Raw genomic sequence first — 23,623 nt, forward strand, 5'->3', positions numbered from 1 at the left:
GCTCAGGCGCGCGCGATCAGCGATCGAGCGAAACGGGTGTCGATCAGGCTGGAGATCGCGGCGTCCAGGTCGGTACCCGGCTTGACCAATGCCTCGTCGCGCAGGATGGGCGCGGCCAGCTGCAAGGCCTTGATGTGTTCGTTGGACGGCTGCGGGTTGCTGAAGTCGCTGCGCAGCTTCACCTGCAGCAGGGCGACCGGCAGCGACACCTTCGCTTCGTTCGACAGGATCTTGGCCGCCTCGACCGGATTGGCGCGGGTCCAGGCGCGGGCGCGCTCGTAGGCCCCGATCACGCGCGCCGTCTCCTGCGGATAGTTGGCCAGGAATTCCTCGCGCACGTTCAGGAAGCCATAGGTATTGAAGGCCACGTTCCGGTACAGCAGGCGCGCGCCGCCTTCGAGCTCGCTGGCCGCCATGTGCGGATCGAGCCCGGCCCAGGCGTCGACGCGGCCCTGCTCCAGCGCCGTGCGCCCGTCCGCGTGCTGCAGGCTGACGTGCTCGATGTCCTTGCGCCCGAGTCCCACGCTGTGCAGTGCGCGCAGCAGGAAGAGATACGGATCGGTACCCTTGGTGGCCGCGATCTTTTTGCCTTTCAGGTCGGCGAGCGTGCGGATCGGCGAATGCTTCGGCACCACCAGCGCGGTCCACTCCGGGCGCGAATAGATATAGGGCGTGCGGATCGGGTTGCCGTTGGCGCGGGCCAGGAGGGCGGCGAGGCCGGCGCTCGAGCCGAAGTCGATGCTGTTCGCATTCAGGTATTCGAGCGCGCGGTTGCTGCCGGCGCTGAGCACCCATTTGATGCGGGTGCCGTCGGCCTTGAAGGCTTCTTCCAGCCAGCCGAAATGGCGCAGCACCAGGCTGGTGGGCGAATAATAGGCGTAATCGAGGCGCAGTTCTTCCAGCCGGGCCGATGCCGAACGGGCCGACAGCGGCAGGATGGACAGGGCGGCGCCGCTGGCGGCTAGCTGGAGCAGGCTTCTTCTTTTCATGGTGTTCGCTTTCGGTCAGGCTGCGGGACGCAGCGCAATGTCGATCCGGACCTGGCGGCCCGGGTGGTTTTCCTGCAGGCGCGGGCCGGTGCCGAGCAGGCGTTCGCGCAAGGTGGTGGCGCTGTCCGCACCGGCTTCGTCTACCCTGTAGCGGCCGCGCCGCCGCAGTTCCGGCACCACCAGTTCGACGACGTTGCGCATGTCTTCTTTCGCCAGCGCATAGGCCAGGTTGAAGCCGTCGATGCCGGTCTCGTCGAACCATGTCAGCAATTCGTCCGCTACCTGGCGCGGGTCGCCCACGATCACGGGGCCGCGTCCACCCAGGCCGATGAAGCGCGCCGCCTCGCGCACGGTCCAGCGTCGCGACGGATCGGCGACGGAAAGCGATGCCAGCGCCGAGCGGCCGGCCTCGGTGTCGATGTAGTCGATCGTGGCGTCGAGGTCGTAGCGGGAAAAATCGACACCGGTCCAGCCCGAGAGCAGGGTGAGGGACGCGTCGATGTCGATGTGCTCTTCGTATTCGCGCAGGCGTGCGCGTGCTTCCTCTTCGGTGGCGCCCGTGACCACCAGCGCCTGCGCATACACCAGCAGCGCCTGCGGATCGCGCCCGGCGGCGGCGACGACCGCGCGCGCGCTGTCGACATAGCGCTTGACGATGGCGCGGGTGGGCGCGCTGACAAAGGTGGCTTCGGCGTGGCGCGCGGCAAACGCCAGCCCGCGCGGGGGGCCCCGGCCTGATACAGGAAGGGCGTACGCTGGGGCGACGGCTCGCACAGGTGGATGCCGGGGACGGTGTAATGCACCCCTGCGTGATTGATCGGGTGCACCCGGCTTGGGTCGGTGTAGACGCCGCGCGCACGATCGCGCACCACGGCGTCCTCGTCCCAGCTCTTTTCCCACAGTTTATAGACGACTTCCAGGTATTCGTCGGCCAGGTCGTAGCGGGCGTCGTGGCCAAGCTGCTGCGCCTGGCCCAGGTTGCGCGCGGCGCTGTCGAGGTAGCCGGTGACGATGTTCCAGCCGATCCGCCCCCCGGTCAGATGGTCGAGCGTCGACATGCGGCGGGCGAAAGTGTACGGATGTTCGTAGGTGACGGCGGCAGTGACGCCGATGCCGAGGCGCGTGGTCGCACCCGCGATGACGGGTGCCAGCAGCAGCGGATCGTTCAGCGGGATCTGCACGCCGTGTTTCAGCGCCGCGTCCAGGCTGCCGCCATGGACATCGTAGGCGCCCAGCACGTCGGCGAGGAAGATGGCGTCGAAGCCGCCCGCTTCCAGCAGGCGCGCCAGCTCGGCCCAGTAGCCGGCATCGCGGTAGTCGGCGCCGCGCTTGAAGCCATCAGCGCGGGGATGGCGCCACAGCCCTGGCGACTGGTGGCTGGGCGTGTTCATCTGGAAGGCGTTGAAGCGGACCGGTTTCGAAAGAGTGTGCACCGCTGTCATTTTGCGTTTTTCTCCATCGCCAGCTGGTAGTCGGTCTTGGCGTAGTCCGCGAACAGGCGGTTCGTCACCTCCAGGAACTCACGCGAGCGGTAGGCCGCGGCGATGTCGCGCGCGAAGGGCTTGTCCTTGTCGGCGGTGCGCACCGCCACCAGGTTGGCATAGCTGGGCGAAATCTTCTCGGTGCGCAGCGCGTCGCGCAGTTTCAGGCCCGAGGCCAGGGCGAAGTTGCCGTTCACGAAAGCGTAGTCTGCGTCCTGCAGGGAGCGCGGCAGCTGCGCCGCTTCCAGCGGCAGCAGTTTCACGCCGCGCAGGTTGGCGGCGATGTCCTTCTCGGACGCCCGGATCGGGTCGATGCCGGGACGCAGGCGGATCCAGCCGAGTTGGTCCAGCATCACCAGTGCGCGCGCCTGGTTGGTCGGGTCGTTCGGCAGCGCGACCGTGCTGCCCGCCCTGGCCTCGTCGAGCGAGCGGTGCTTGCGGCTGTAGATGGCGATCGGCGCGGTCGGGATCTTGACCAGTTCCGACAGCGCCAGCTTGTGCTGCTCGGCGAAGCGGGTCAGGTAGACGATGTGCTGGAACACGTTGGCATCGAGCGAGCCTTCGGCCAGCGCGAAGTTCGGCTGGATGTAGTCGTTGAATTCCACCAGCTTGACCTTGTAGCCCTGTTTTTCCAGGATCGGCTTGATGCCGAGGCGGACCTGGTCGGCGTACGGCCCGGCACTGGTGCCGATGACGAGTTCCTTCGGGTCCCTGGCCTGGGCGCCGGCGAGCAGCGACAGGCCGAGCATGGTAGCGAGCAGGGAACGGCGGGCAGAAAACATGAGGGGTCCTTGTGGGTTGGATCAGCGTTTGTCGAGGCGGCGCGCCGCGCGGTTGCCGGCGAACTGGATCAGCTGCACCAGCAGCACCAGCAGGGCGACGGTCAGCACCATGACCTCGGTCTCGAAGCGGTAGTAGCCGTAGCGGATGGCGAGGTCGCCGATGCCGCCGCCGCCCACCACGCCGGCCACGGCCGAATACGACAGGAAGCTGATCGCCAGTACCGTCAGCGACAGCACCAGGCGGCGCGCGCTTCCGGCAGCAGCACGCGGATGACGATCTGGAATTCGGAGGCGCCCATCGCCTGCGCCGCTTCGATCACGCCGCGCGGCACGTCGCGCAGATTCTGTTCGACGAGGCGCGCGAAATAGAAGATCGCCGCCAGCGACAGCGGCACGGCGGCCGCCAGCGGGCCAATGGAAGTGCCGGCCAGGGTGCGCGTGACCGGCACCAGCGCGACCATCAGGATGATGAAGGGGAAGGAGCGCACCGTGTTGACGATCCAGCCCAGCACCAGCGCGGCGGGGCGATGCGCCAACGCCTGGCCCTGCGATACCGGGAACAGCAGCACCCCAGCGGGCCGCCGACCAGCAGGGCGCGCCCAGGCCGATGCCGAGCATCAGCGCGGTTTGCAGGAAAGCGGTCCAGAGTTCGGGCAGGATGGCGATGAGTTGTTCAGGCATGGGCCGCTCCCCAGGCGGCCGCGGCGAAGGCCTCGGTACCGTAATAGGCCAGTTCGCGTCCCAGTGCGGTGCGGCGCGCGACGCTGTGGTCGGCCAGCGCGAACTCCTCGGCAACGAGGCCGTGTTCGATGACGGCGACGCGCCCGCACAGCGTGCCCAGCACCGGCAGCTCGTGACTGACGATGACGACCGTCACGCCCAGCTGGGCGTTGATGGTGCGCAGGGTCTCGAGCAGGGCGCGCGTGGTTTCGGGGTCGAGCGCGGAAGTCGGCTCGTCGCACAGCAGCACGGCCGGATGGCTGGCCAGCGCGCGGGCGATCGCCACGCGCTGCTTCTGCCCGCCGGAGAGCTGCGCCGGATAGGCGGTCGACTTGTCGGCCAGCCCGACCAGTTCCGGCATTCTTCCACGCGCGCTTGCAGGCGCGGGGCGTTCATCGCATCGTGGATGCGCAGCGGGAAGGCGACGTTTTCGAAGACGCTGGCGTTCTGCAGCAGGTTGAACTGCTGGAAGATCATGCCGATGCGCCGGCGCGCCGCCCGCAGCTCGCGCTTGCCCAAGCGCGTGAGTTCCTCGCCGTCGACGCTGACCGTGCCGCGGTCGGGCCGCTCGAGCAAATTCATCATGCGCAGCAGGGTCGACTTGCCCGCGCCGCTGCGCCCGACCAGGCCGAAGATCTCGCCGCTGGCGATGTCCAGGCTCGCATCGCGCACGGCATCGAAACAGCCGCCATCGGGCAGGGCGAAGGATTTGGCGACGCCGTCGAGGCGGATCGCGCTCGCCGCCGCGGGTTTCGGATAGCTGTCCATGGGTCAGGAGTAGGGCGTGGGTTCGGGCAGGCGGCCCTCGAGCGCATAGCGTCCGAGGTCGCGCAATTTGTAGTCGACCGGGTCGTGCAGCGTGTGCACGCGGGCGTTGCGCCAGTAGCGGTCGAAGCCGAAGCGGTTCGAGGTCGAGCGCGCACCGGTCAGCTCGAACATCTCGCTGCCGATGTCGAGCGCGGCGCGGTGCGCCAGCACCTTGGCTGCGGCGACGGAAACTGCCACCTCGCCCCGTTCCTGCGCGCTCAGGGCGGCACCCTGGTCGAAGGTCGCGTCGAGCAGGCGCGCGGCCTCGTCGGCCAGCAGGAGCGCCGGGCGCAGCTTGAGCCAGAACTCGCCATAGCGGTGCTGCACGAACGGGTCGTCGCTGGACTGGCCGACGCTTGATGCAAACCAGGGCCGCGCGTGGTCCAAAGTCCAGGTGCGCGCGGCGCCGAACGCCCCTTCGGCGATGCCGAGATACAGGTTGGTCATGATCAGCTGGGCCACCTGCGAGCGCAGTGTCGACTGGGGTGTTGGTGTCTGCCCGGGCGCCTGCAGGACCAGCGCCGACGGCAGGTAGACGCCGTCGAAGTGGACGTTGCCGCTGTCGGTCTGGCGCTGGCCGAAGGCATCCCAATCCGCCTCGACGCGCACGCCCACCTGGTCGGTCGGCAGCACCCCGATCAGGGCGGCGCCTGCCTCCTCGACCCAGGCCGACACCGTCAGCCAGTCGGAACCCACCGAGCCGGACGAAAAGCTCTTGACGCCGTCGAGCACGAAGCCGCCGGGGATGGCACGGGCCGCGGTGCGCTTGTCGAGCGGGTTCAAGGCATTACCCCAGAACAGGCCCTGCTGCACGGTCGCGCCCAGCAGGTTGCGCTGCTGGACCGCGGTGCCGTACAAGAGGATGCCCGCCAGCTGCAGGTGGTGAAAGCCGAACACGTGGGCCAGGGCGCTGTCGCTGGCCGCCAGCGTGCGCACGGCGGCCAGCACGGTCTGCCAGGACGCGCCCTGGCCGCCGAAGGCGCTCGGGATCGACAAGGTCAGCAGGCCGCTGGCGCGGATCAGGTCGCGTTCGTGCGCGGCATGGCCGCCGGCGCGGTCGCGCTCGGCGGCGGTGAGGGCGAACTGCGCCGCCAGTTCGGCCGCCAGCGCCAACGGGTCTTGCGGGGCGGTGGCGGCCGGCGTAGCGTCCGCGGTGGCCTGCACGGCCGAGGAAAGAGAAGGCATGGGGAAGCATTGTCGAGAAAGTGGCGGCCAGTATTGCACCGCCCAACGGCGTTCGTGAACGAAGAAATCCGGTCTTCGATATGCGCAAAACCTTAAAACGCCGAGCGCATATCGATGTGCGAAACGATTAGTTTTCTTTCAACACGCAGGGCTCTACGCTGTCCTCATCCATATTGATCGGACAACATCATGAGCGTCATCCTGCTGGGCGGAAGCCCCTCGCCGCATTCTTCTTCCTCGCGCCTGCTGCACTACATCGGCGACCGCCTGGCCCTGCACGGCCATCGCATCGCGGCCATCGAAGTACGCGAACTGCCGGCGCAGGCGTTGCTGGCCGCCGACCTTGCCGACGCCGAGATCGCGCGCCCCTGTCGCTGGTGCGCCAGGCGGAAGCGGTGATCGTGGCCACTCCCGTCTATAAAGCGTCCTACACGGGCCTGTTGAAAGCTTTCCTCGACCTGTTGCCGCAGGACGGACTGGCCGGCAAGCTGGTGCTGCCGCTGGCCACCGGCGGCAGCCAGTCGCACATGCTGGCGCTCGACTATGCGCTGCGCCCGGTGCTGGCCTCGCTGGCGGCGCGCTTCATCCTGCCGAGCATTTATGCGACGGCGGACCAGCTGGGGCGCGGCGGCGACGGCAGCCTGGTGCTGGCCGCCCCGATCGCCGTGCGCGTCACCGCGGGCGTCGAGCAGCTCGCCTCCGAACTCCAGGGCGGCGCACCGGCGCCAAGTGCCGCCATCGACCGCGTCCACGCCCACGCCTGAATTCCCATCTATATAGAAGAGAGAACACCACATGCCTCCCGACCATCCTTCGCGGCCCGCGCGCCGCCACGCCCTTGGTCTGCTTGCCGCGGGCATCGCCGCCGGCCTGCACGGCCATGTCCTTGCCCAGTCCGCCCCGCTGTCGGAAGTCCGCATCGGCTACCAGAAATACGGCACCCTGACCCTGCTCAAGGGCCGCGGTACGCTGGAAAAGCGCCTGGCGGCGCGCAAGATCGCCGTCAAGTGGACTGAATTCCCGGCCGGCCCGGTCCTGCTCGAAGGGCTCAACGTCGGCAGCATCGACTTCGGCACGGTAGGGAGGCGCCGCCGATCTTCGCCCAGGCTGCCGGCGCGCGCCTGGTCTATGTCGGTCACGAACCGGCCTCCCGGGCAGCGAGGCGATCGTCGTGCCGAAGGGTTCCACACTGCGCACGCTGGCCGACCTGCGCGGCAAGAAAATCGTCCTGAACAAGGGCTCGAACGTGCACTTCCTGCTGGTGCGCGCCCTGGAAAAGCCGGCATCGCCTACAACGAGATCCAGCCGATCTACCTGCCGCCCGCCGACGCGCGCGCCGCTTTCGAGCGCGGCAGCGTCGATGCGTGGGTGATCTGGGATCCGTTCCTGGCCGCCGCCGAGCAGCAGCTGGGCGCACGCGTACTGGCTGACGGCCGCGGGCTGGTGTCGAACCACCAGTTCTACCTGGCCTCGCGCAGCTTCGCCGAGGCGCACCCGGACGTGAACCGCATCCTGCTCGAGGAAATCGCCAAGGTCGACGAGTGGGGCCGCGCCAATCCGGCCGAGGTGAGCGCAATCCTGACGGCCCAGACGGGCCTCGCGCCGAATGTCGTCGAACTTGCCGCGAAGCGCTATGCCTATGGCGTCAAGCCGATGTCGCCTGAAGTGATCCGCGAGCAGCAACGCATCGCCGACGCCTTCCACGGCCTGAAACTGATTCCGAAACCCATCGCGGTAAAAGACGCCCAGCTGGCGACCCCGCTCTGAAGGAAAGTCCATGTCCACCCCTGACGTTTTCTGGTTCCTCCCTACCCACGGCGACAGCCGCTATCTCGGCACGGCAAAAGGTGCCCGGTCGGTCGACGCCGACTATCTGCGCCAGATCGCGGTCGCGGCCGACACGCTCGGCTACGACGGCGTGCTGCTGCCCACCGGCCGCTCTTGCGAAGATCCCTGGATCGTCGCCTCCTCGCTGATCGGCGCCACCCAGAGGCTGAAATTCCTGGTGGCGATCCGGCCGGGCCTGTCGACGCCGGGCCTGTCGGTGCGCATGGCGTCCACTTTTGACCGCCTGTCGAACGGGCGCCTCCTGATCAACGTCGTCACCGGCGGCGACCCGGGCGAACTGGAAGCCGATGGCTTGGTGGCCGACCACGCCAAGCGCTATGAAATTTCGGATGAGTTCATCCGCATCTGGCGCGCCAGCATGGCCGGGGAAGGTGGCGCGGCCGGCTTCGATTTCGAGGGCAAGCACCTGCAGGTGAAGGGCGCCCGCACCCTGTACCCTCCAGTGCAGAAACCCCATCCGCCGCTGTATTTCGGCGGCTCCTCGGAACCGGCGCACGAGCTGGCGGCCGATCAGATGGACGTGTACCTGACTTGGGGCGAGCCGCCGGCGGCGGTGGCCGAGAAGCTGGCCGATATCCGTGCCCGCGCCGCCAGGCGCGGCCGCACCGTGCGCTTCGGCATCCGCCTGCACGTGATCGTGCGCGAGACCAATGAAGCGGCCTGGCAGGCAGCCGATGAGCTCATCAGTCACCTCGACGACGAGGTCATCGCCAAGGCGCAGGCCGCGTTTGCGAAGATGGATTCGGTCGGCCAGCAACGCATGGCCGCGCTGCATGGCGGGCGCCGCGACAAGCTCGAGGTGTCGCCGAACCTGTGGGCGGGCGTCGGCCTGGTGCGCGGCGGCGCCGGCACCGCCCTGGTGGGCGACCCGGAAACGGTGGCGGCGCGCATGCGCGAGTACGCCGACCTCGGCATCGAGACCTTCATCCTGTCGGGCTATCCGCACCGGAAGAGTCCTACCGCTTCGCCGAACTGGTGTTTCCGTTGCTCGGCAAAGGGAAACAGCAGGGCGAGCAGTCGCTGACCGGTCCCTTCGGCGAGATGATGGCCAGCGACATCGTGCCGAAGAAGGCGGCCTGATGGCGGCGGCCGAGCTGACTGGGGCAGCCGCGGCCGGCACGCGGCAGGCGCCGGCACGGGAGCGTGGACGCGGCCTGGCCGCGGCGCTGGCCGGCTGGGCATTGCCGGTCGCGCTCGTGCTGGGCTGGCAGCTGGCAGCCCAGCTCGGCTGGCTGTCGAGCCGCATCCTGCCCGCGCCCTGGCAGGTGCTGACGGCCTTCTGGTCGCTGGCCGAGTCGGGAGAATTGTGGACCCACCTGCGCACCAGCCTGTGGCGCGCCACCGTCGGCTTTGGCCTGGGCGGCGGACTGGGGCTGCTGCTGGGCTTGCTCACCGGCAGTTCGCGGCGGGCGGAAACGCTGCTCGACACCACCCTGCAAATGATCCGCAACATCCCGGCGCTGGCGCTGATCCCGCTGGTCATCCTCTGGTTTGGCATCGACGAGACGGCCAAGCTGTTCCTGCTCGCCGTCGGCGTCTTCTTCCCGGTCTACCTGAACACCTTCCACGGCATCCGCTCGGCGGACCAGGGCCTGATCGAGATGGCGCGCAGCTACGGGCTATCCGGCTGGGCGCTGCACCGCGACGTAATCCTGCCGGCGGCGCTGCCTTCGATCCTGGTCGGGATGCGCTTTTCGCTGGGCCTCGTCTGGGTACTGCTGATTGTGGCGGAAACGATTTCGGCGCAATCGGGGATCGGCTACATGACCATGAACGCGCGCGAATTCCTGCAAACCGACGTGGTGCTGGTCGGCATCCTGCTGTACGCCCTGCTGGGCAAGCTGGCCGACCTGGCGGCACGTCTCCTCGAGCGGCACTTTCTGCGCTGGAATCCCGCTTACCTTTGATAGGACCCACGATGCATATCACAACGGAAGAAGCGGCCCGGGTCAGCCTGGCAGCAAGGCAGGGCGCGCGCGGCGCGGCGGTATCGCTGCGCGGCTTGTCGAAACGTTATGGCGGGCGCAGCGTACTGGAAGGGATCGACCTGCGCATCGCGCCTGGCGAATTCGTTGCCGTGGTCGGGCGCAGCGGCTCTGGCAAGAGCACGCTGCTGCGCCTGATCGCCGGCCTCGAGCGTGCCGACGGCGGCGAGCTCGTCGTCGATGCCGGCAGCGACGGCCAGGGCCTGCGCCTGATGTTCCGTGGAAGCGCGGCTGCTGCCCGGAAGACTGTGCTGGACAATGTCGCGCTCGGGTTGAAGGGCGCCGAGGGCATCCGGAAGGCCAGGGGGCGCTGGCGACCGTCGGCCTGGCCGAACGTGCCGGCGAGTGGCCCGCGGTGCTGTCGGGCGGGCAACGCCAGCGCGTCGCCCTGGCGCGCGCTGGTGCATGCGCCGCAACTGCTGCTGCTCGACGAGCCGCTGGGCGCGCTCGACGCTCTCACCCGCATCGAGATGCAGGAATTGATCGCCTCGCTCTGGCGGCAGCAGGGTTTCAGCGCCGTCCTCGTCACGCACGACGTCCAGGAAGCACTGGCGCTGGCCGACCGTGTCCTGGTTGTCGAGGACGGGCGCATCGCGCATGACCTGGCCGTCACGCTCCCCCATCCCCGGGAGCGCGGCAGCAGTGCGTTTGCCGCCCTCGAGCGCGCATTGCTGGACTGCGTGCTCGGTACGGGGTCTTGAAGGCCGGGCGGGTTGCTTTACGGCCGAGTGTTCGCGCAGCCAGCGCAGGCGGCGGGCTGGCGCCGTATCGCTGTATTTACATCTCAAGAGCAATAAAAGTGCCGCAATTCTGTGGCTTTAAAAAAGTCAAGCGTTTTCGCTAGTTCATGCATGAATACAACAGTCAGAAAGTATTAATCCTACAACTTAACAAGATTTTGTCGGACAAATTGATGGCCCATGGCAAAAGTTTCCACGCTTGCGTCGCCGTCTTGTCTTTCTTGACACAGTGAAAGTTGGCCAGAACAGCGAAAAATCCGGGTGAAATCCCCTACATTTAGATACAAATATGCAGCCTGAGTAGAATATTTTCTTCTAGGAAAATTTAATATTTGCCTAATTAAATCAATTATGCAACGTAAGTTACCTATAGGAAATTCGCTATGTGGCCTAGCGCACAATAGATTCTGCGTTTGACATTCAGAAACGGGTCGCATATCGTCATCGGTTCGCGTCGAGCGAGTTTTTGAACTGCAACACAGTCCAACTAGATTCTGGAGATACGCATGGAACCATCCGAACAGAAGCACGAGGAAAAAGTGAAAGCAGTGAGCGTGGACGATGAGTGCTTTTACATCGACCTGCAATGCGGCCTGCGCTTGAGCGGCCCGCGTCTGGTTTCCGTTCCGCTGTCCGAGGCAGAGAACCTGGCGTCGCCCCGCAATGCCGCGCTGCGCCAGGAATGGGAAGCAGCCCCCGCGTTCGAATGCGCGGGAGAGTGAGCTGAACGATTTCCTCCTCGCGGGGTAGCGGCCCCAAGAGGCCGCACCCCGTGCCGCACGATTGCGGACCTTATTAAAATGAACACGGACTGATGGGGTTAGAATGTTCCCATGAAGATTCGTGTCGCAACCTACAATATTCACAAGGGCGTCTCGTCGCTGCGCAGTACCCCGCGGGTGCTGGCGCTGAAAAAAGCGATTTCCGAATTCCACGCCGATATCGTCTTTCTGCAGGAAGTGCAGGGGCGGCATGACCGCCACCAGGAGCGCTACGGCAACCACAAGCGCCCGCACCGGGTGTGGCCCGAAGCCGCCCAATACGAATATTTCGCCGGCGACTCCCACCACGCGGCCTATGGCATGAACGCCGTCTACGACCACGGCCACCACGGCAATGCGCTGCTGAGCAGTTTTCCGATCGAAAACAGCCATAACCACGACGTCTCCGACCACGCCTACGAACAGCGCGGCATCCTGCACTGCGTACTGGAAACCCCGGCGGGCAAGGTGCACTGCTATGTCGTCCACCTGGGCCTGTTCGAAGGCGGACGCGGGCGCCAGGCCGAACAGCTGATCGAGGCCGTCCAGCGATCCTCGCACGGCGAGCCGGTGATCATCGCGGGCGACTTCAACGACTGGCGCAATACCCTCAGCGCGCGCCTGCGCAATGCGCTGGGCGTTGTCGAGGTATTCGACGAACTCGGGCCGAAATCGGCCCTGGGTGACATGGTGCGCAGCTGGGCAGGCCGCCAGCCGCGCCTGGCGCCGGCGCGCACCTTCCCGGCCGCGCTGCCCTGGTTCCGGCTCGACCGCATCTATGTGCGCGGCTTCAAGGTCGACAATGCCCGGTCATGGCCGGGCCGATGTGGGCCAGGCTGTCCGACCATGCGCCGATCGTGGCCGAACTGCAGCTAACTGAAGCATGCGTAGCGTTACCTACGTAGCGAACAACGACGTCATCCTCCTCGAAACCGGCCGCCAGCTGTTCCCGGCAATGATCGAGGCGATCGACGCGGTCCGTCACGAAATCCTGTTCGAAACCTATATTTTCGCCGAGGACACGGTCGCGCGCGGCATCGAGGCCGCGCTGGTGCGGGCCGCCGCGCGCGGCGTCAAGGTGCGCGTGCTGGTCGACTGGTTCGGCACCGGCGGCCGCGCCTGCCGGCGCCTGGGCGAGGTGTTCGCCGCCGCCGGCGTCCATTACCGCATTTTCAACCGCTGGTTCAGGCGCGGCATCGCGCGCACCCACCGCAAGATCACCGTTGTCGACGGCACGGTCGCCTTTGTCGGCGGCATCAATATCAACGACGACATGCTCTGCGATTACGATCCCGACAAGGCGCTGCCCGCGCCGCGCTGGGATTTCGCGGTACGCGTGACCGGGCCCCCCGGTGGCGCAGATCCATTTCGAGGCCCAGGCCCAGTGGATGCGCGCCGGCCACCTCGACCTGCGTCACCGCATGGAGCTGTTCCGGGAGACGCGGCGCCAGCCGCCGACCGAGGGCGCGGGCCGATGCGCGCCGGTTTCGTCGTGCGCGACAACCTGCGCAACCGCCGCACCATCCAGCGCGCCTACCTGCAGGCCATCGGCCAGGCCCGTAAAAGCGTGCTGCTGGCCAATCCCTATTTTGCGCCAGGCCGCAAATTCCGCGACGCCCTGGCCCAGGCGGCCAGCCGCGGTGTCGAGGTGACCCTGCTCATCGGCGTCGGCGAATTCCACCTGCAGGACGCCGTGGCACGGTCCTTCTATCCGAAACTGCTGGCGGCCGGCATCGAGGTCGTGGAATACCGCAAGACCCAGCTGCACGCGAAAATCGCCGTGGTCGACGATGACTGGGCGACGGTCGGATCGAGCAACTGCGACGGCCTGTCGCTGTTCCTGAACCAGGAAGCCAATATCGTCGTGCGCAACGCCTCTTTTGCCCGCGCCGTACGTACCCATATACAGAAAGGTATCGCCGACGGCGTGCCCGTGCTTCCCCAGCAGTTCGAGGGCATGGGATGGGTGCGCCGTGCTGCATATGAAATGGCGTACCTTCTCTATAAACTGACGATGCGCATATTCGCCATCGGCTACGCGTGATGGGTTCGATAAACCTGCTGCGCGTTGATACAAGGGTAAGGCATGGAAGACAATAACGTACGCATCGACAAGTGGCTGTGGGCGGCGCGCTTTTTCAAGACGCGTTCGATGGCGGCCGACGCCGTCGAGCGGGGCAGGGTGCGCATCGGTGGCGAACCGGTGAAGCCAGCCCGCAACGTCAAGGTCAACGACAAGCTGGTGATCGATAACGGTTCCGATCGCTGGGAAGTGATCGTTGCCGCCGTTTCGGACAAGCGCGGCCCGGCACCGGTGGCCCGCGAGCTCTACTTTGAAACCGAAGAGAGCATCGCCAAGCGCGAGAACGACAAGACGGCGCGCCGGCTGTTCCCGGAACCGAGCCTGGACATCAAGGGGCGGCCGACCAAGCGCGACCGGCGGGCGATTTCGCGGGCGGGTGGGTAGGATGGCATCGTAGGGTGGGCACGCTGTGCCCACGCGGAACGTGGTGTCATTGACAGCTCCCTGCATTTTGCTTGCACATCACCTGCGTTAAGCGAGGCCAACACTGCTCAGATTTCCGCGTGGGCACGGAGTGCCCACCCTACACGTAGCCTGGGCACAGGGTGCCCAGGCTACTAGAACCCCACCTCTAAGTTCCCGTTTGACATTCCACGGCCGATAGATAATAGTACGAGCGTTCGGATTTTTCGATTCACGCAGGGGACAGTCATCAACACTTCAGCCAAATTCATGCGCAAGGGCGAGCAGACGCGGGCGGCGATTCTCGACGTCGCGCTGGAACTCGCCAGTCGGAATGGCCTGGAAGGCCTGACCATCGGCCTGCTGGCAGATCGCATGAACATGAGCAAGTCCGGCGTGTTCGCGCACTTCGGTTCGCGCGAAGACCTGCAGATGGAAGTGCTCAAGCTCTACCACCACCGTTTCGAGCAGGAAGTGTTTTTCCCCAGCGTGAAAGAGCCACGCGGTTTGCCGCGCCTGGAATCGATGTTCGCACGCTGGGTCAAGCGGGTATCGGTCGAAATCGCGTCCGGCTGTATCTATATCAGCGGCGCGGTGGAGTACGATGACCGGCCAGGCCCCATCCGCGAAGCGCTGGTGTCGATGGTGCGTGCCTGGCAAGGCGCGCTGCTGCGCTGTGTCCAGCAGACCATCGATTGCGGCGCCTTGCAGCCCGGCACCGATCCCCAGCAGCTGGTGTTCGAAATGTACGGGATGATCCTTGCCCTGCACCACGACGCACGTTTCCTGCGGATCCCTGGCGCCGTCGAGCGCGCCAACCGCGGCTTCGTGCGGCTGATCGAGAATTACCGTAATCCCACTCAAGGCCAACAAGCGGGCTGATGCCCGCTTCAGTCAGTCAAATCATCTTACCTTCGTCAGGAGAAAACCATGGGTCAGTACGTCGCGCCAATCCGGGATATGCAGTTCGTTCTGCACGAGTTCCTCAACGTCACCGAAGAATTCAAGAACTTGCCGGCATACCAGGAAATCGATGCCGACATCATCAACCAGGTCCTGGAAGAAGGTGCGAAGTTCACGCAGGAAGTGCTGTTCCCGCTGAACCACTCGGGCGATCGCGAAGGCTGCCATTTTGACGCGGCCACCAAGACCGTCACCACGCCAAAAGGCTTCAAGGAAGCCTATAAGCAGTATGTCGAAGGCGGCTGGGCGGCATTGGCTTGCGATCCGGAATACGGCGGCCAGGGCCTGCCTGTCTCGCTGAACAATTCGTTCTACGAGATGTTGAACTCGGCCAACCAGGCCTGGACCATGTACCCGGGCCTGTCGCACGGCGCCTACGAGTGCCTGAAGGAACACGGCACCGAAGAGCAGAAGAAGTTCTACCTGCCGAAGCTGGTCTCGGGCGAGTGGACCGGCACCATGTGCCTGACCGAAGCGCACTGCGGTACCGACCTGGGCCTGCTGCGCTCGAAGGCCGAGCCGCAAGCCGACGGCACCTATAAAATCACCGGTTCGAAGATCTTCATCTCGGCCGGCGAACACGATGTGTCGGAAAACATCGTCCACCTGGTGCTGGCACGCCTGCCAGACGCACCGGAAGGCTCGAAGGGCATCTCGCTGTTCCTGGTCCCTAAATTCCTGCCGAACGCGGACGGTTCGATCGGCGAACGCAACCCGATCTTCTGCGGCGCCATCGAAGAAAAGATGGGCATCCACGGCAACTCGACCTGCCAGATGAACCTGGACGGCGCCGTCGGCACCCTGATCGGCCAGCCGCATAAAGGCCTGAACGCGATGTTCGTGTTCATGAACGCCGCCCGCCTGGGCGTGGGCATGCAGTCGCTCGGCCTGACCGAAGTGGCTTACCAGAACGCCCTGGTCTACGCGAAAGACCGCATCCAGATGCGTTCGCTGTCGGGCCCGAAAGCACCGGACAAGCCGGCCGACCCGATCATCGTGCACCCGGACGTGCGCCGCATGCTGCTCACCGCCAAGGCCTATGCCGAAGGCGCCCGCGCGCTGACCTCGTACATCGCGCTGCAGATCGACCGCGAACTGAACCACCCGGACGAAGAAGTGCGCAAGGCCGCCGCCGGCGAAGTCGCGCTGCTGACCCCGATCGTCAAGGCTTTCATTACCGACAACGGCTGGATCGCTACCTCGGAAGCGATGCAGGTCTACGGCGGCCACGGCTACATCAGCGAGTGGGGCATGGAGCAGTACGTGCGTGACGCGCGCATCAACATGATCTACGAAGGCACCAACACCGTGCAGTCGCTCGACCTGCTGGGCCGCAAGATCCTGATGGACAACGGCACCAAACTGCGCGCCTTCGGCGAGAAGATCAAGAACTTCGTCGAAGAGAACGGCCTGGACGAAAACATGTCCGAATTCGTGACGCCGCTTGGCGAACTGGGCGAAAAAGTCACCAAGCTGACCATGGAAATCGGCATGAAGGCCTTCCAGAACCAGGATGAAGTCGGCGCCGCCGCCGTGCCTTACCTGCGCGTGGTCGGTCACCTGGTGTTTTCCTACTTCTTCGCCCAGATGGCGAAGATCGCGCTGGCCAAGAAAGACTCGGGCGACAAGTTCTACGAAGCCAAGCTGCACACGGCGCGCTTCTACTTCGCCCGCCTGTACCCGGAAACCGCCATGCTGATCCGCCAGGCACGTTCGGGCGCGAGCAACCTGCTGGCGCTCGACGCCGACCTGTTCTAAGAACTTCTAGGGATAAAAACCATGACCAATTTCACCGTCAAGAAAGTCGCCGTCCTGGGCGCGGGCGTGATGGGCGCGCAGATCGCTGCGCACTGCATCAACGCCAAGGTGCCTGTCGTCCTGTTCGACCTGCCTGCCAAGGAAGGTAACAAGAACGGTATCGTCCTGAAGGCCATCGAAGGCCTGAAGAAGCTGTCGCCAGCCCCGCTGGGCAACAAGGAAGACGCAGCGCTGATCGAAGTCGCCAACTACGAGGACAACCTCGACGTGCTGCTTGGCTGCGACCTGATCATCGAAGCGATCGCCGAGCGCATGGACTGGAAGCACGACCTGTACAAGAAGGTCGCGCCGCACATTGCGCCGAACGCCATCTTCGCGTCCAACACCTCGGGCCTGTCGATCAACAAGCTGGCCGAGGGTTTCGGCGACGAGCTGAAAGCGCGCTTCTGCGGCGTGCACTTCTTCAACCCGCCGCGCTACATGCACCTGGTCGAACTGATCCCGACCACGTCGACCAATCCGGAAATCCTCGACCAGCTCGAGACCTTCCTGACCTCGGTGCTCGGCAAGGGCGTCGTGCGTGCGAAAGACACGCCGAACTTCATCGCCAACCGCGTCGGCATCTTCGGCATGCTGGCCACCATCCACGAAGCCGAGAAATTCGGTTTGTCGGTGGACGTGGTCGACGACCTGACCGGCGCCAAGCTGGGCCGTGCCAAGTCGGGTACCTTCCGTACCGCCGACGTCGTCGGCCTGGACACGATGGGCCACGTCATCAAGACCATGCAGGACAACCTGCAGGACGACCCGTTCTTCGCCGTCTACAAGACGCCGGACGTGCTGGCCAAGCTGATCGAGAAGGGCGCGCTGGGCCAGAAGGCCGGCGGCGGCTTCTACAAAAAGGTCGGTAAAGAGATCCAGCGCCTCGACTTCGCTACCGGCGAATACGTCGCCGGCGGCGCGAAAGCGGCCGACATCGTCGCCCGCATTCTGAAGGAAAAGGATCCGGTCAAGAAGTTCAAGGCCATGCGCGAATCGACCAACCCGCAGGCACAGTTCCTGTGGGCGATCTTCCGCGACGCCTTCCACTACATCGCGATCCACCTGGACACCATCGCCGACAACGCACGCGACATCGACTTCGCCATGCGCTGGGGCTTCGGCTGGAGCGTGGGCCCCTTCGAGACCTGGCAAGCCGCCGGCTGGACGCAGATCGCCGAATGGGTAAAAGAGGATATCGAAGCCGGCAAGGCGCTGACCAATGCTCCGCTGCCAGCCTGGGTCTTCGAAGGACAAGTCGCCGAGAAGGGCGTGCACACCCCTGAAGGTTCCTATTCCGCCGCCTCGAACAGCTACGTGCCGCGTTCGAACCTGGCCGTCTACGAGCGCCAGGCCTTCCGTGCACCGGTGCTGGGCGCCGGCGTCACGGACGCAAAAACCGCCGGCACCACCGTGTTCGAGGACGACTCGGTGCGCCTGTGGCACAGCGGCGACGATGTGCTGATCATCTCGCTGAAAACCAAGATGCACGTCATCGGTGACGGCGTCATCGAAGGCCTGAAGCGCGGCCTGGCGGAAGCCGAGGCGAACTTCAAGGGCCTGGTGATCTGGAATACCGACGCGACCGAAGGCGGTGCCTTCTCGGCCGGCGCCGACCTGCAATCGGCCATGCCTGCCTTCATGGCCGGCGGCGCGAAAGCGATGGACCCGATCGTCAAGAAGCTGCAGGACACCTTCATGCAGATGAAGTACTCGAACGTGCCGGTCGTTGCGGCTGTTGCCGGCCTGGCGCTGGGCGGTGGCTGCGAGATGGCCCTGCACGCTTCAAAACGTGTCGCTTCGATCGAGTCCTACATTGGTCTCGTCGAAGTCGGTGTCGGCCTGGTGCCGGCCGGCGGCGGCCTGAAGGAAGCGGCAGTGCGCGCCTTCACCGAAGCCAAGGGCAACGACATCCTGCAATTCCTGAAGACCGGTTTCACCAACGCGGCCACCGCGCAGGTGTCGAAGTCGGCACTGGAAGCCAAGGCGATGGGCTACCTGAAGGAAGACGACATCATCGTCTTCAACCCGTACGAACTGCTGCACGTGGCGAAAGTCACCGCGCGCTCGATGTTCGACGCAGGCTACCGCGCACCGATGCAGCGCCCGGTCACCGTCACCGGCCGCTACGGCTGGGCGACGATCCGCGGCCAGCTGGTCAACATGCGTGACGGCGGCTTCATCTCGGCCCACGATTACAAGCTGGGCGACATGATCGCCGAGATCGTGTCGGGCGGCGACATCGACCAGGGCAGCGTCGTGTCCGAGCAGTGGCTGCTGGACATGGAACGCAAGGCTTTCATCGAACTGCTGAACCACCCGAAGACGCAAGAGCGGATCATGGGCATGATGCAGACCGGCAAGCCAGTGCGGAACTAACGCTGAACATACAGGACGACTAACATGAGCAAACAACTTCAAGACGCATACATCGTCGCAGCGACCCGCACCCCGATCGGTAAGGCGCCGCGCGGCATGTTCAAGACCACCCGCCCGGACGACCTGCTGGTTGCCGCGATCCGTGGTGCGATGGCCGCCGTGCCGAACCTGGATCCGGCACTGATCGTCGACGCCATCGTCGGCTGCTCGTTCCCGGAAGCCGAGCAGGGCTTCAACATCGCCCGTAACTCGGTGGTGCTGGCTGGCCTGCCGAATACCGTCGGCGGTGTGACCGTCAACCGCTACTGCGCTTCGGGCATCACGGCCCTGGCCATGGCGGCGGACCGCATCCGCGTCGGCGAAGCCGACGTGATGATCGCCGGCGGCGTCGAATCGATGTCGATGGTGCCGATGATGGGCCACCACCCGTCGATCAACATGGACACGTTCAGGGACGAGAACGTGGGCCTGGCCTACGGCATGGGCCTGACCGCGGAAAAGGTCGCCCAGCAGTGGAAAGTGTCGCGCGAAGACCAGGATGCCTTTGGCCTGGAATCGCACCGCCGCGCCATCGCTGCCCAGCAGGCAGGCTACTTCAAGGACGAGATCACCCCGGTCGAGATCATCACCCGCACGCCGAACCTGGCCACCGGTGAAGTATCGGTCAAGCGCCGCACCGTCGACATGGACGAAGGCCCGCGCGCCGACGCCAGCCCGGAAGGCATGGCCAAGCTGAAACCGGTCTTCGCCGCCAAGGGTACCGTCACCGCTGCGACCTCGTCGCAGATGTCGGACGGCGCCGGCGCCCTGATCGTCGTCAGCGAAAAGATCCTGCGCGAGCACAACCTGACCCCGCTGGCCAAGTTCTCCTCGTTCGCCGTGCGCGGCGTGCCGCCGGAAATCATGGGCATCGGCCCGAAAGAGGCGATTCCTGCCGCCTTGCGCGCCGCCGGCATCACCCAGGACCAGCTGGACTGGATCGAGCTGAACGAAGCGTTTGCAGCACAGGCGCTGGCCGTCATTCGTGACCTCGGCCTGGACACCAGCAAGGTCAACCCGATGGGCGGCGCGATCGCTCTCGGCCACCCGCTGGGCGCCACCGGTGCGATCCGCGCCGCGACCGTCGTGCACGCACTGCGCCGCAACAGCCTGAAGTACGGCATGGTGACGATGTGCGTCGGCGCCGGCATGGGCGCGGCTGGTATCATCGAGCGCGTTTAATTTTCGGCCGTGGCCGTGGCCGTGTCAGCGTGTTGCGTTGATGCGGCTTGTAATCCGCGTGGGCATGAATGCCCGCCCTACCGAACCGTAGGGTGGGCACTCCGTGCCCACGCTGTCTTTCGTGCTTCCGAAAACCACCAATGATTCGCCACTGGGGACACAAGAAATGAGCATCCAAACCACCAAAACCGACGGCATCCTGAGCATCGAATTCGACCGCCTCGAGCGCAAGAACGCCATCACCGGCGCCATGTACACCACCATGGCCGAGGCCCTGCTGGACGCGGAACAGGACCCGCAAGTGCGCGCCGTCCTGATCACCGGCAAACCGGAAATCTTCACCGCCGGTAACGACCTCGATGACTTCCTGAATAATGTGGGCGCAGGCGCCATGACCGAAGACCGCCCGGTGTTCCAGTTCATGAAGGCCCTCGAAGGCTGCACCAAGCCCGTGGTAGCGGCAGTCGCCGGCGCGGCCGTCGGCATCGGCACCACGATGCTGATGCACTGCGACCTGGTCTATGCGGCCGACAACGCCAAATTCTCGATGCCTTTCACCCAGCTCGGCCTGTGCCCGGAATTCGCGTCCTCGCTGCTGGTGGCACAAGCTGCCGGCTACACCCGTGCGGCCGAAAAGCTGATGCTGGGCGAAGCCTTCGGCGCCCAGGAAGCGCTTGAAATGGGTATCGTCGCCCGCGTGCTGCCGGCCGCCGAACTGGTCGCCTTCGCCCGCGCCCAAGCCGCCAAGCTCGTCGCCCTGCCGGCCGCCTCGATCCGCGCCACCAAGGCCCTGATGCGCCGCCCACGCGCCGCCATCGTCGCCGATACCATCGGCGTCGAAAACAAGCAGTTCAGCGCGATGCTGGTCGGCCCGGAAGCGAAGGAAGCGTTTACCGCCTTCTTCCAGAAGCGCAAACCGGACTTTTCGAAGTTCGACTGATGTGAACGAAGCGTACTGCCCGCAGATGGGCAGTGCGCTCCGGTGCGACTCCGCTTCCTTGCCTTTCCTCGCTTGCCGAGGCCTCTACTCGGCGCCGAGTGCGATCCTTCCCTCACCCAGCACCACGCTGCCCTCGACGCCGGCCGTTGCCACCTGCGCCGTGCCGGCTTTCGCCCCCGCGCTTGCGCCATTGTCGTAGTCGACCACCTCGCGCTGTGTCCCCGGCTCGCTATGCGCGATGCGCACGTGGATCCGGTCCTTGCCGCCCGTTTTTGCACCGGCCGTCGCCGTGAGCGTGAAGCGGTAGCCTACCTTGCCGTTGACGCTGCCCTGGCCTGCGTACTGGACGCGCGTGCCATCGTTCGTCACCGACTCGACCTGGCTGCTGCGCAGCGCCATGCCGGCGACGTTCACTTCGACCGCGGCCTTGCGCGCGCCGGGTCCCTCGGACAGGAAGGCGAAGTTGCCGATCGACGGCTTGCGCACGCCCGGCGTGGGCGTGGTGGCGGCAGGCGCGGCGAACGCACCTTCGCCGGCGATGGCGGCGCCGGTGCCGCTGACGATGACCTTGCGTTCCACGCTACTGCTCTTGCCGCTGCTATCCGTGAGGGTCAGGCGCGCGGTGTAGATGCCGGCGGCGCGGTAGGCGTGCTGGCCGCTGACGCTGCCGGTGCCACCCCGTTCGCTGACGGTGCCGACCGTCTTGCTGCCGTCGCCCCAGGACCAGACGGCCTTGTGCGTGTCGCGCAGGTCGACGTCCGTGAAGCCGGCCGAGAACGAGAGCAGGGCATTCGCGCGCGCCGAATCCGTGTATTTGACGGGGCCTGCCACCGGCGCCAGTGCATGGCAGGTGTTCGGTACCAGCAGCACCAGGGTACCGGCATTGGTGGCGGCGACGATGGTCCCGTTGTCGTTGATGGCCATGCCGCTAAACAGCGTCAGCTCGGGCGGCGCACCCACGACGCGGGAGGTGAGGTCGACGAAGCCGCCGCTGCGCGTCCACAGGTAGCCGCGGCCGTTCAGGCTGCCGACCACCTGGCCGCGGTTGTTGACGTCTGCCACGTCCGACGAATCCACGGCGGGCGTCCCGACCAAGAGCAAGCCGCTGTCACGGCTCCAGATAAAGCCGTTCCTGTCGACCGGGGAAGAATACAGTTGCCCGATCACGAGTCCCTTTTCGTTGATCTGATCCGCCCAGGACAGGTAGGAAGGCTCGGTGCCCAGGCCCTGCAAGCCGCCTGCCCGTGTCCAGAAGAAGGCCTGGTCGCTCAGCCGCGCGTCGAACGCGGCGCCGCCAACGATCTGGCCGGCGCTATTGATGTCGTACCCGATCGAGGCGATGCTGGGGAAGCTGTTGAGGGGGATCACGCCGCCGCCGGCCGGCCATTTGACGGCCAGGGTCAGGAGCGGCCCCGCGGCTTCGTCGGAAAAGCCAGTAGCAGTCCCGGCATCGTTGATCGCGAGGGCAGACGAGCTCGCCGTGGGGCCGAGCGAGCCGAGATCGACCATCCCGGTGTGGGGGCTCCAGCGGAAAGCGTGGAAAATCGGCGACGCGCCGGAGAAACGCGCCGCACCGACGACCTGGCCCTTTTCGTTGATGCCGTTTGCGCTCGAATACCCGGCTCCAGGCCTGTTGAGGTCGACCAGGCCGCTGTGCCTGCTCCAGCGGAAAGCGTGATACAGCCCTTCGGTGGCCGTCGATGCCGTCCCGGCAACCTGCCCCTGCTCGTTGAGTGCGCTGGCGAAGGAGTCCGGTCCTCCGAAGGTACCCAGGTCGCGCACGATTGCTCCGTCATAGAACCGCGCGCGCGGATTGTCACCGACGAACTCGGTGAACGCCACCTGGCCCCTGTTGTTGATGCCAGCAGGGAAACTGTTGGGCGCTAGCGGGACGACACGGTAGGTCGCCGGCGCCGAGGCGGGAGCGGCAGCGATGGCGCTGCCCAGTCCCATCGTGGCGCAGGCCGTGGCGACGAGGGAAGCGAGCCGCCAGCGCTGCGGACCGCGCGCCGGACCGTTTGCAGTTCTCATTTGCATTTGTTCCTCCTGGTTCAGAATCGTGCGCCTGATCAAGATGCCACGCGGGAATGGGTGGTAGATGGGCGACTGCCTATAGCTTAGGCAGCGCTGTCGAGATAGGTGCTAATGCAGGTCAAAGGATGTGCAGGCTGGCGCAATGCGTGGCCAATGCGCTGGAGAGCAGAAAATCTGGTGCCGGTATGTTTCCCGACCGCCGGCGCCGGTAGGGCAGCAGGGCTGCCATGTTCGTTTGAACAGCGACATCGTGCCTGTCGAATGTGACCGGCGTTTGACTACCGCATGAGAATGGGCGACGAGCGCCGTGCCCTGTCGCCCTCCGTGATGCCCGCAATGGGCCGGCGCTTGACAACCAGTCATCGCCTTGCCGGTCATGCTGGAAATTGCAGCAATCTTCGCACTGTCGAGCGTCGTATTTTTGCCAGCGAAGGCATGCGCACAGTATCTTTTGTGGCTTTGCGGAAACAATTTAAGTTCGAGGAAGCCGGCGGGGCACTATACTG

The 23,623-nt window shown here is 65.5% G+C and carries 13 protein-coding genes and 8 pseudogenes; 14 read left to right on the plus strand and 7 right to left on the minus strand.

All coding sequences use genetic code 11. The features are described 5' to 3' along the window. Window positions 1–2: 2 nt before the first annotated feature. The 6 genes and pseudogenes from G4G28_RS02965 to G4G28_RS02990 form a co-directional block, all read right to left on the minus strand. Window positions 3–989, minus strand: coding sequence for an aliphatic sulfonate ABC transporter substrate-binding protein (locus tag G4G28_RS02965; protein ID WP_182990792.1), 987 nt, complete (start codon window positions 987–989; stop codon window positions 3–5). A 15-nt stretch (window positions 990–1,004) separates the two neighbouring features. After that, window positions 1,005–2,431 (minus strand): annotated as a pseudogene (locus tag G4G28_RS28820) (LLM class flavin-dependent oxidoreductase). Then, the gene (locus tag G4G28_RS02975) at window positions 2,428–3,252 is read right to left on the minus strand and encodes a MetQ/NlpA family ABC transporter substrate-binding protein (protein ID WP_182990793.1); all 825 of its coding nucleotides are present in this window, start codon (window positions 3,250–3,252) and stop codon (window positions 2,428–2,430) included. Before G4G28_RS02975 ends, G4G28_RS28820 begins: the two are co-directional and overlap by 4 nt. 21 nt (window positions 3,253–3,273) lie before the next feature. Continuing rightward, a pseudogene (locus tag G4G28_RS02980) lies at window positions 3,274–3,933 on the minus strand (methionine ABC transporter permease). Beyond that, window positions 3,926–4,740: pseudogene (locus G4G28_RS02985) on the minus strand (methionine ABC transporter ATP-binding protein). Before G4G28_RS02985 ends, G4G28_RS02980 begins: the two co-directional pseudogenes overlap by 8 nt. Window positions 4,741–4,743: 3 nt before the next feature. Beyond that, window positions 4,744–5,964 carry an acyl-CoA dehydrogenase family protein gene (locus tag G4G28_RS02990; protein WP_183108016.1) on the minus strand — a complete coding sequence of 407 codons (1,221 nt, stop codon included), beginning with the start codon at window positions 5,962–5,964 and terminating at the stop codon, window positions 4,744–4,746. Between the two features lie 189 nt (window positions 5,965–6,153). Here G4G28_RS02990 and ssuE point away from each other — a divergent pair. The 14 genes and pseudogenes from ssuE (at window position 6,154) to G4G28_RS03060 (ending at window position 21,083) form a co-directional block, all read left to right on the plus strand. Continuing rightward, a pseudogene (ssuE, locus tag G4G28_RS02995) lies at window positions 6,154–6,728 on the plus strand (NADPH-dependent FMN reductase). 31 nt (window positions 6,729–6,759) lie between these two features. Beyond that, a pseudogene (locus tag G4G28_RS03000) lies at window positions 6,760–7,731 on the plus strand (sulfonate ABC transporter substrate-binding protein). A gap of 10 nt (window positions 7,732–7,741) precedes the next feature. Next, window positions 7,742–8,892 (plus strand): annotated as a pseudogene (gene ssuD / locus G4G28_RS03005) (FMNH2-dependent alkanesulfonate monooxygenase). Continuing rightward, window positions 8,892–9,719, plus strand: a complete 828-nt coding sequence (gene ssuC, locus G4G28_RS03010) for an aliphatic sulfonate ABC transporter permease SsuC (RefSeq protein WP_183108017.1) — start codon at window positions 8,892–8,894, stop codon at window positions 9,717–9,719. Before ssuD ends, ssuC begins: the two are co-directional and overlap by 1 nt. 11 nt (window positions 9,720–9,730) lie before the next feature. Then, window positions 9,731–10,483: pseudogene (locus tag G4G28_RS03015) on the plus strand (ATP-binding cassette domain-containing protein); the annotation flags it as partial. 560 nt (window positions 10,484–11,043) lie between these two features. Then, window positions 11,044–11,259, plus strand: a complete 216-nt coding sequence (locus tag G4G28_RS03020; RefSeq protein WP_182990795.1) for a hypothetical protein — start codon at window positions 11,044–11,046, stop codon at window positions 11,257–11,259. A 111-nt stretch (window positions 11,260–11,370) separates the two neighbouring features. Then, window positions 11,371–12,203 (plus strand): annotated as a pseudogene (locus G4G28_RS03025) (endonuclease/exonuclease/phosphatase family protein). After that, complete coding sequence (locus tag G4G28_RS03030) at window positions 12,182–13,342, plus strand: phosphatidylserine/phosphatidylglycerophosphate/cardiolipin synthase family protein (RefSeq protein WP_229507868.1); 1,161 nt, start codon at window positions 12,182–12,184, stop codon at window positions 13,340–13,342. The pseudogene G4G28_RS03025 and the gene G4G28_RS03030 overlap by 22 nt, the downstream one beginning before the upstream one ends. 42 nt (window positions 13,343–13,384) lie before the next feature. Next, complete coding sequence (locus G4G28_RS03035; RefSeq protein ID WP_182990797.1) at window positions 13,385–13,765, plus strand: RNA-binding S4 domain-containing protein; 381 nt, start codon at window positions 13,385–13,387, stop codon at window positions 13,763–13,765. A 288-nt stretch (window positions 13,766–14,053) separates the two neighbouring features. Further along, window positions 14,054–14,665 carry a TetR/AcrR family transcriptional regulator gene (locus tag G4G28_RS03040; protein WP_182990798.1) on the plus strand — a complete coding sequence of 204 codons (612 nt, stop codon included), beginning with the start codon at window positions 14,054–14,056 and terminating at the stop codon, window positions 14,663–14,665. Between the two features lie 48 nt (window positions 14,666–14,713). Further along, window positions 14,714–16,504 carry an acyl-CoA dehydrogenase C-terminal domain-containing protein gene (locus tag G4G28_RS03045; RefSeq protein ID WP_182990799.1) on the plus strand — a complete coding sequence of 597 codons (1,791 nt, stop codon included), beginning with the start codon at window positions 14,714–14,716 and terminating at the stop codon, window positions 16,502–16,504. A 21-nt stretch (window positions 16,505–16,525) separates the two neighbouring features. After that, window positions 16,526–18,922, plus strand: coding sequence for a 3-hydroxyacyl-CoA dehydrogenase/enoyl-CoA hydratase family protein (locus G4G28_RS03050; protein ID WP_182990800.1), 2,397 nt, complete (start codon window positions 16,526–16,528; stop codon window positions 18,920–18,922). Window positions 18,923–18,946: 24 nt separating this feature from the next. Further along, window positions 18,947–20,143 carry an acetyl-CoA C-acyltransferase gene (locus G4G28_RS03055; RefSeq protein ID WP_182990801.1) on the plus strand — a complete coding sequence of 399 codons (1,197 nt, stop codon included), beginning with the start codon at window positions 18,947–18,949 and terminating at the stop codon, window positions 20,141–20,143. 166 nt (window positions 20,144–20,309) lie between these two features. Further along, window positions 20,310–21,083, plus strand: coding sequence for an enoyl-CoA hydratase (locus G4G28_RS03060; RefSeq protein ID WP_182990802.1), 774 nt, complete (start codon window positions 20,310–20,312; stop codon window positions 21,081–21,083). 84 nt (window positions 21,084–21,167) lie between these two features. Here the strand turns inward: G4G28_RS03060 and G4G28_RS03065 are convergent, their stop codons facing one another. After that, the gene (locus G4G28_RS03065) at window positions 21,168–23,120 is read right to left on the minus strand and encodes a PKD domain-containing protein (protein WP_183108018.1); all 1,953 of its coding nucleotides are present in this window, start codon (window positions 23,118–23,120) and stop codon (window positions 21,168–21,170) included. Window positions 23,121–23,623 lie beyond the last annotated feature (503 nt).

The sequence above is a fragment of the Massilia sp. Dwa41.01b genome (genome assembly GCF_014171775.1).
GTDB lineage: Bacteria > Pseudomonadota > Gammaproteobacteria > Burkholderiales > Burkholderiaceae_D > Telluria.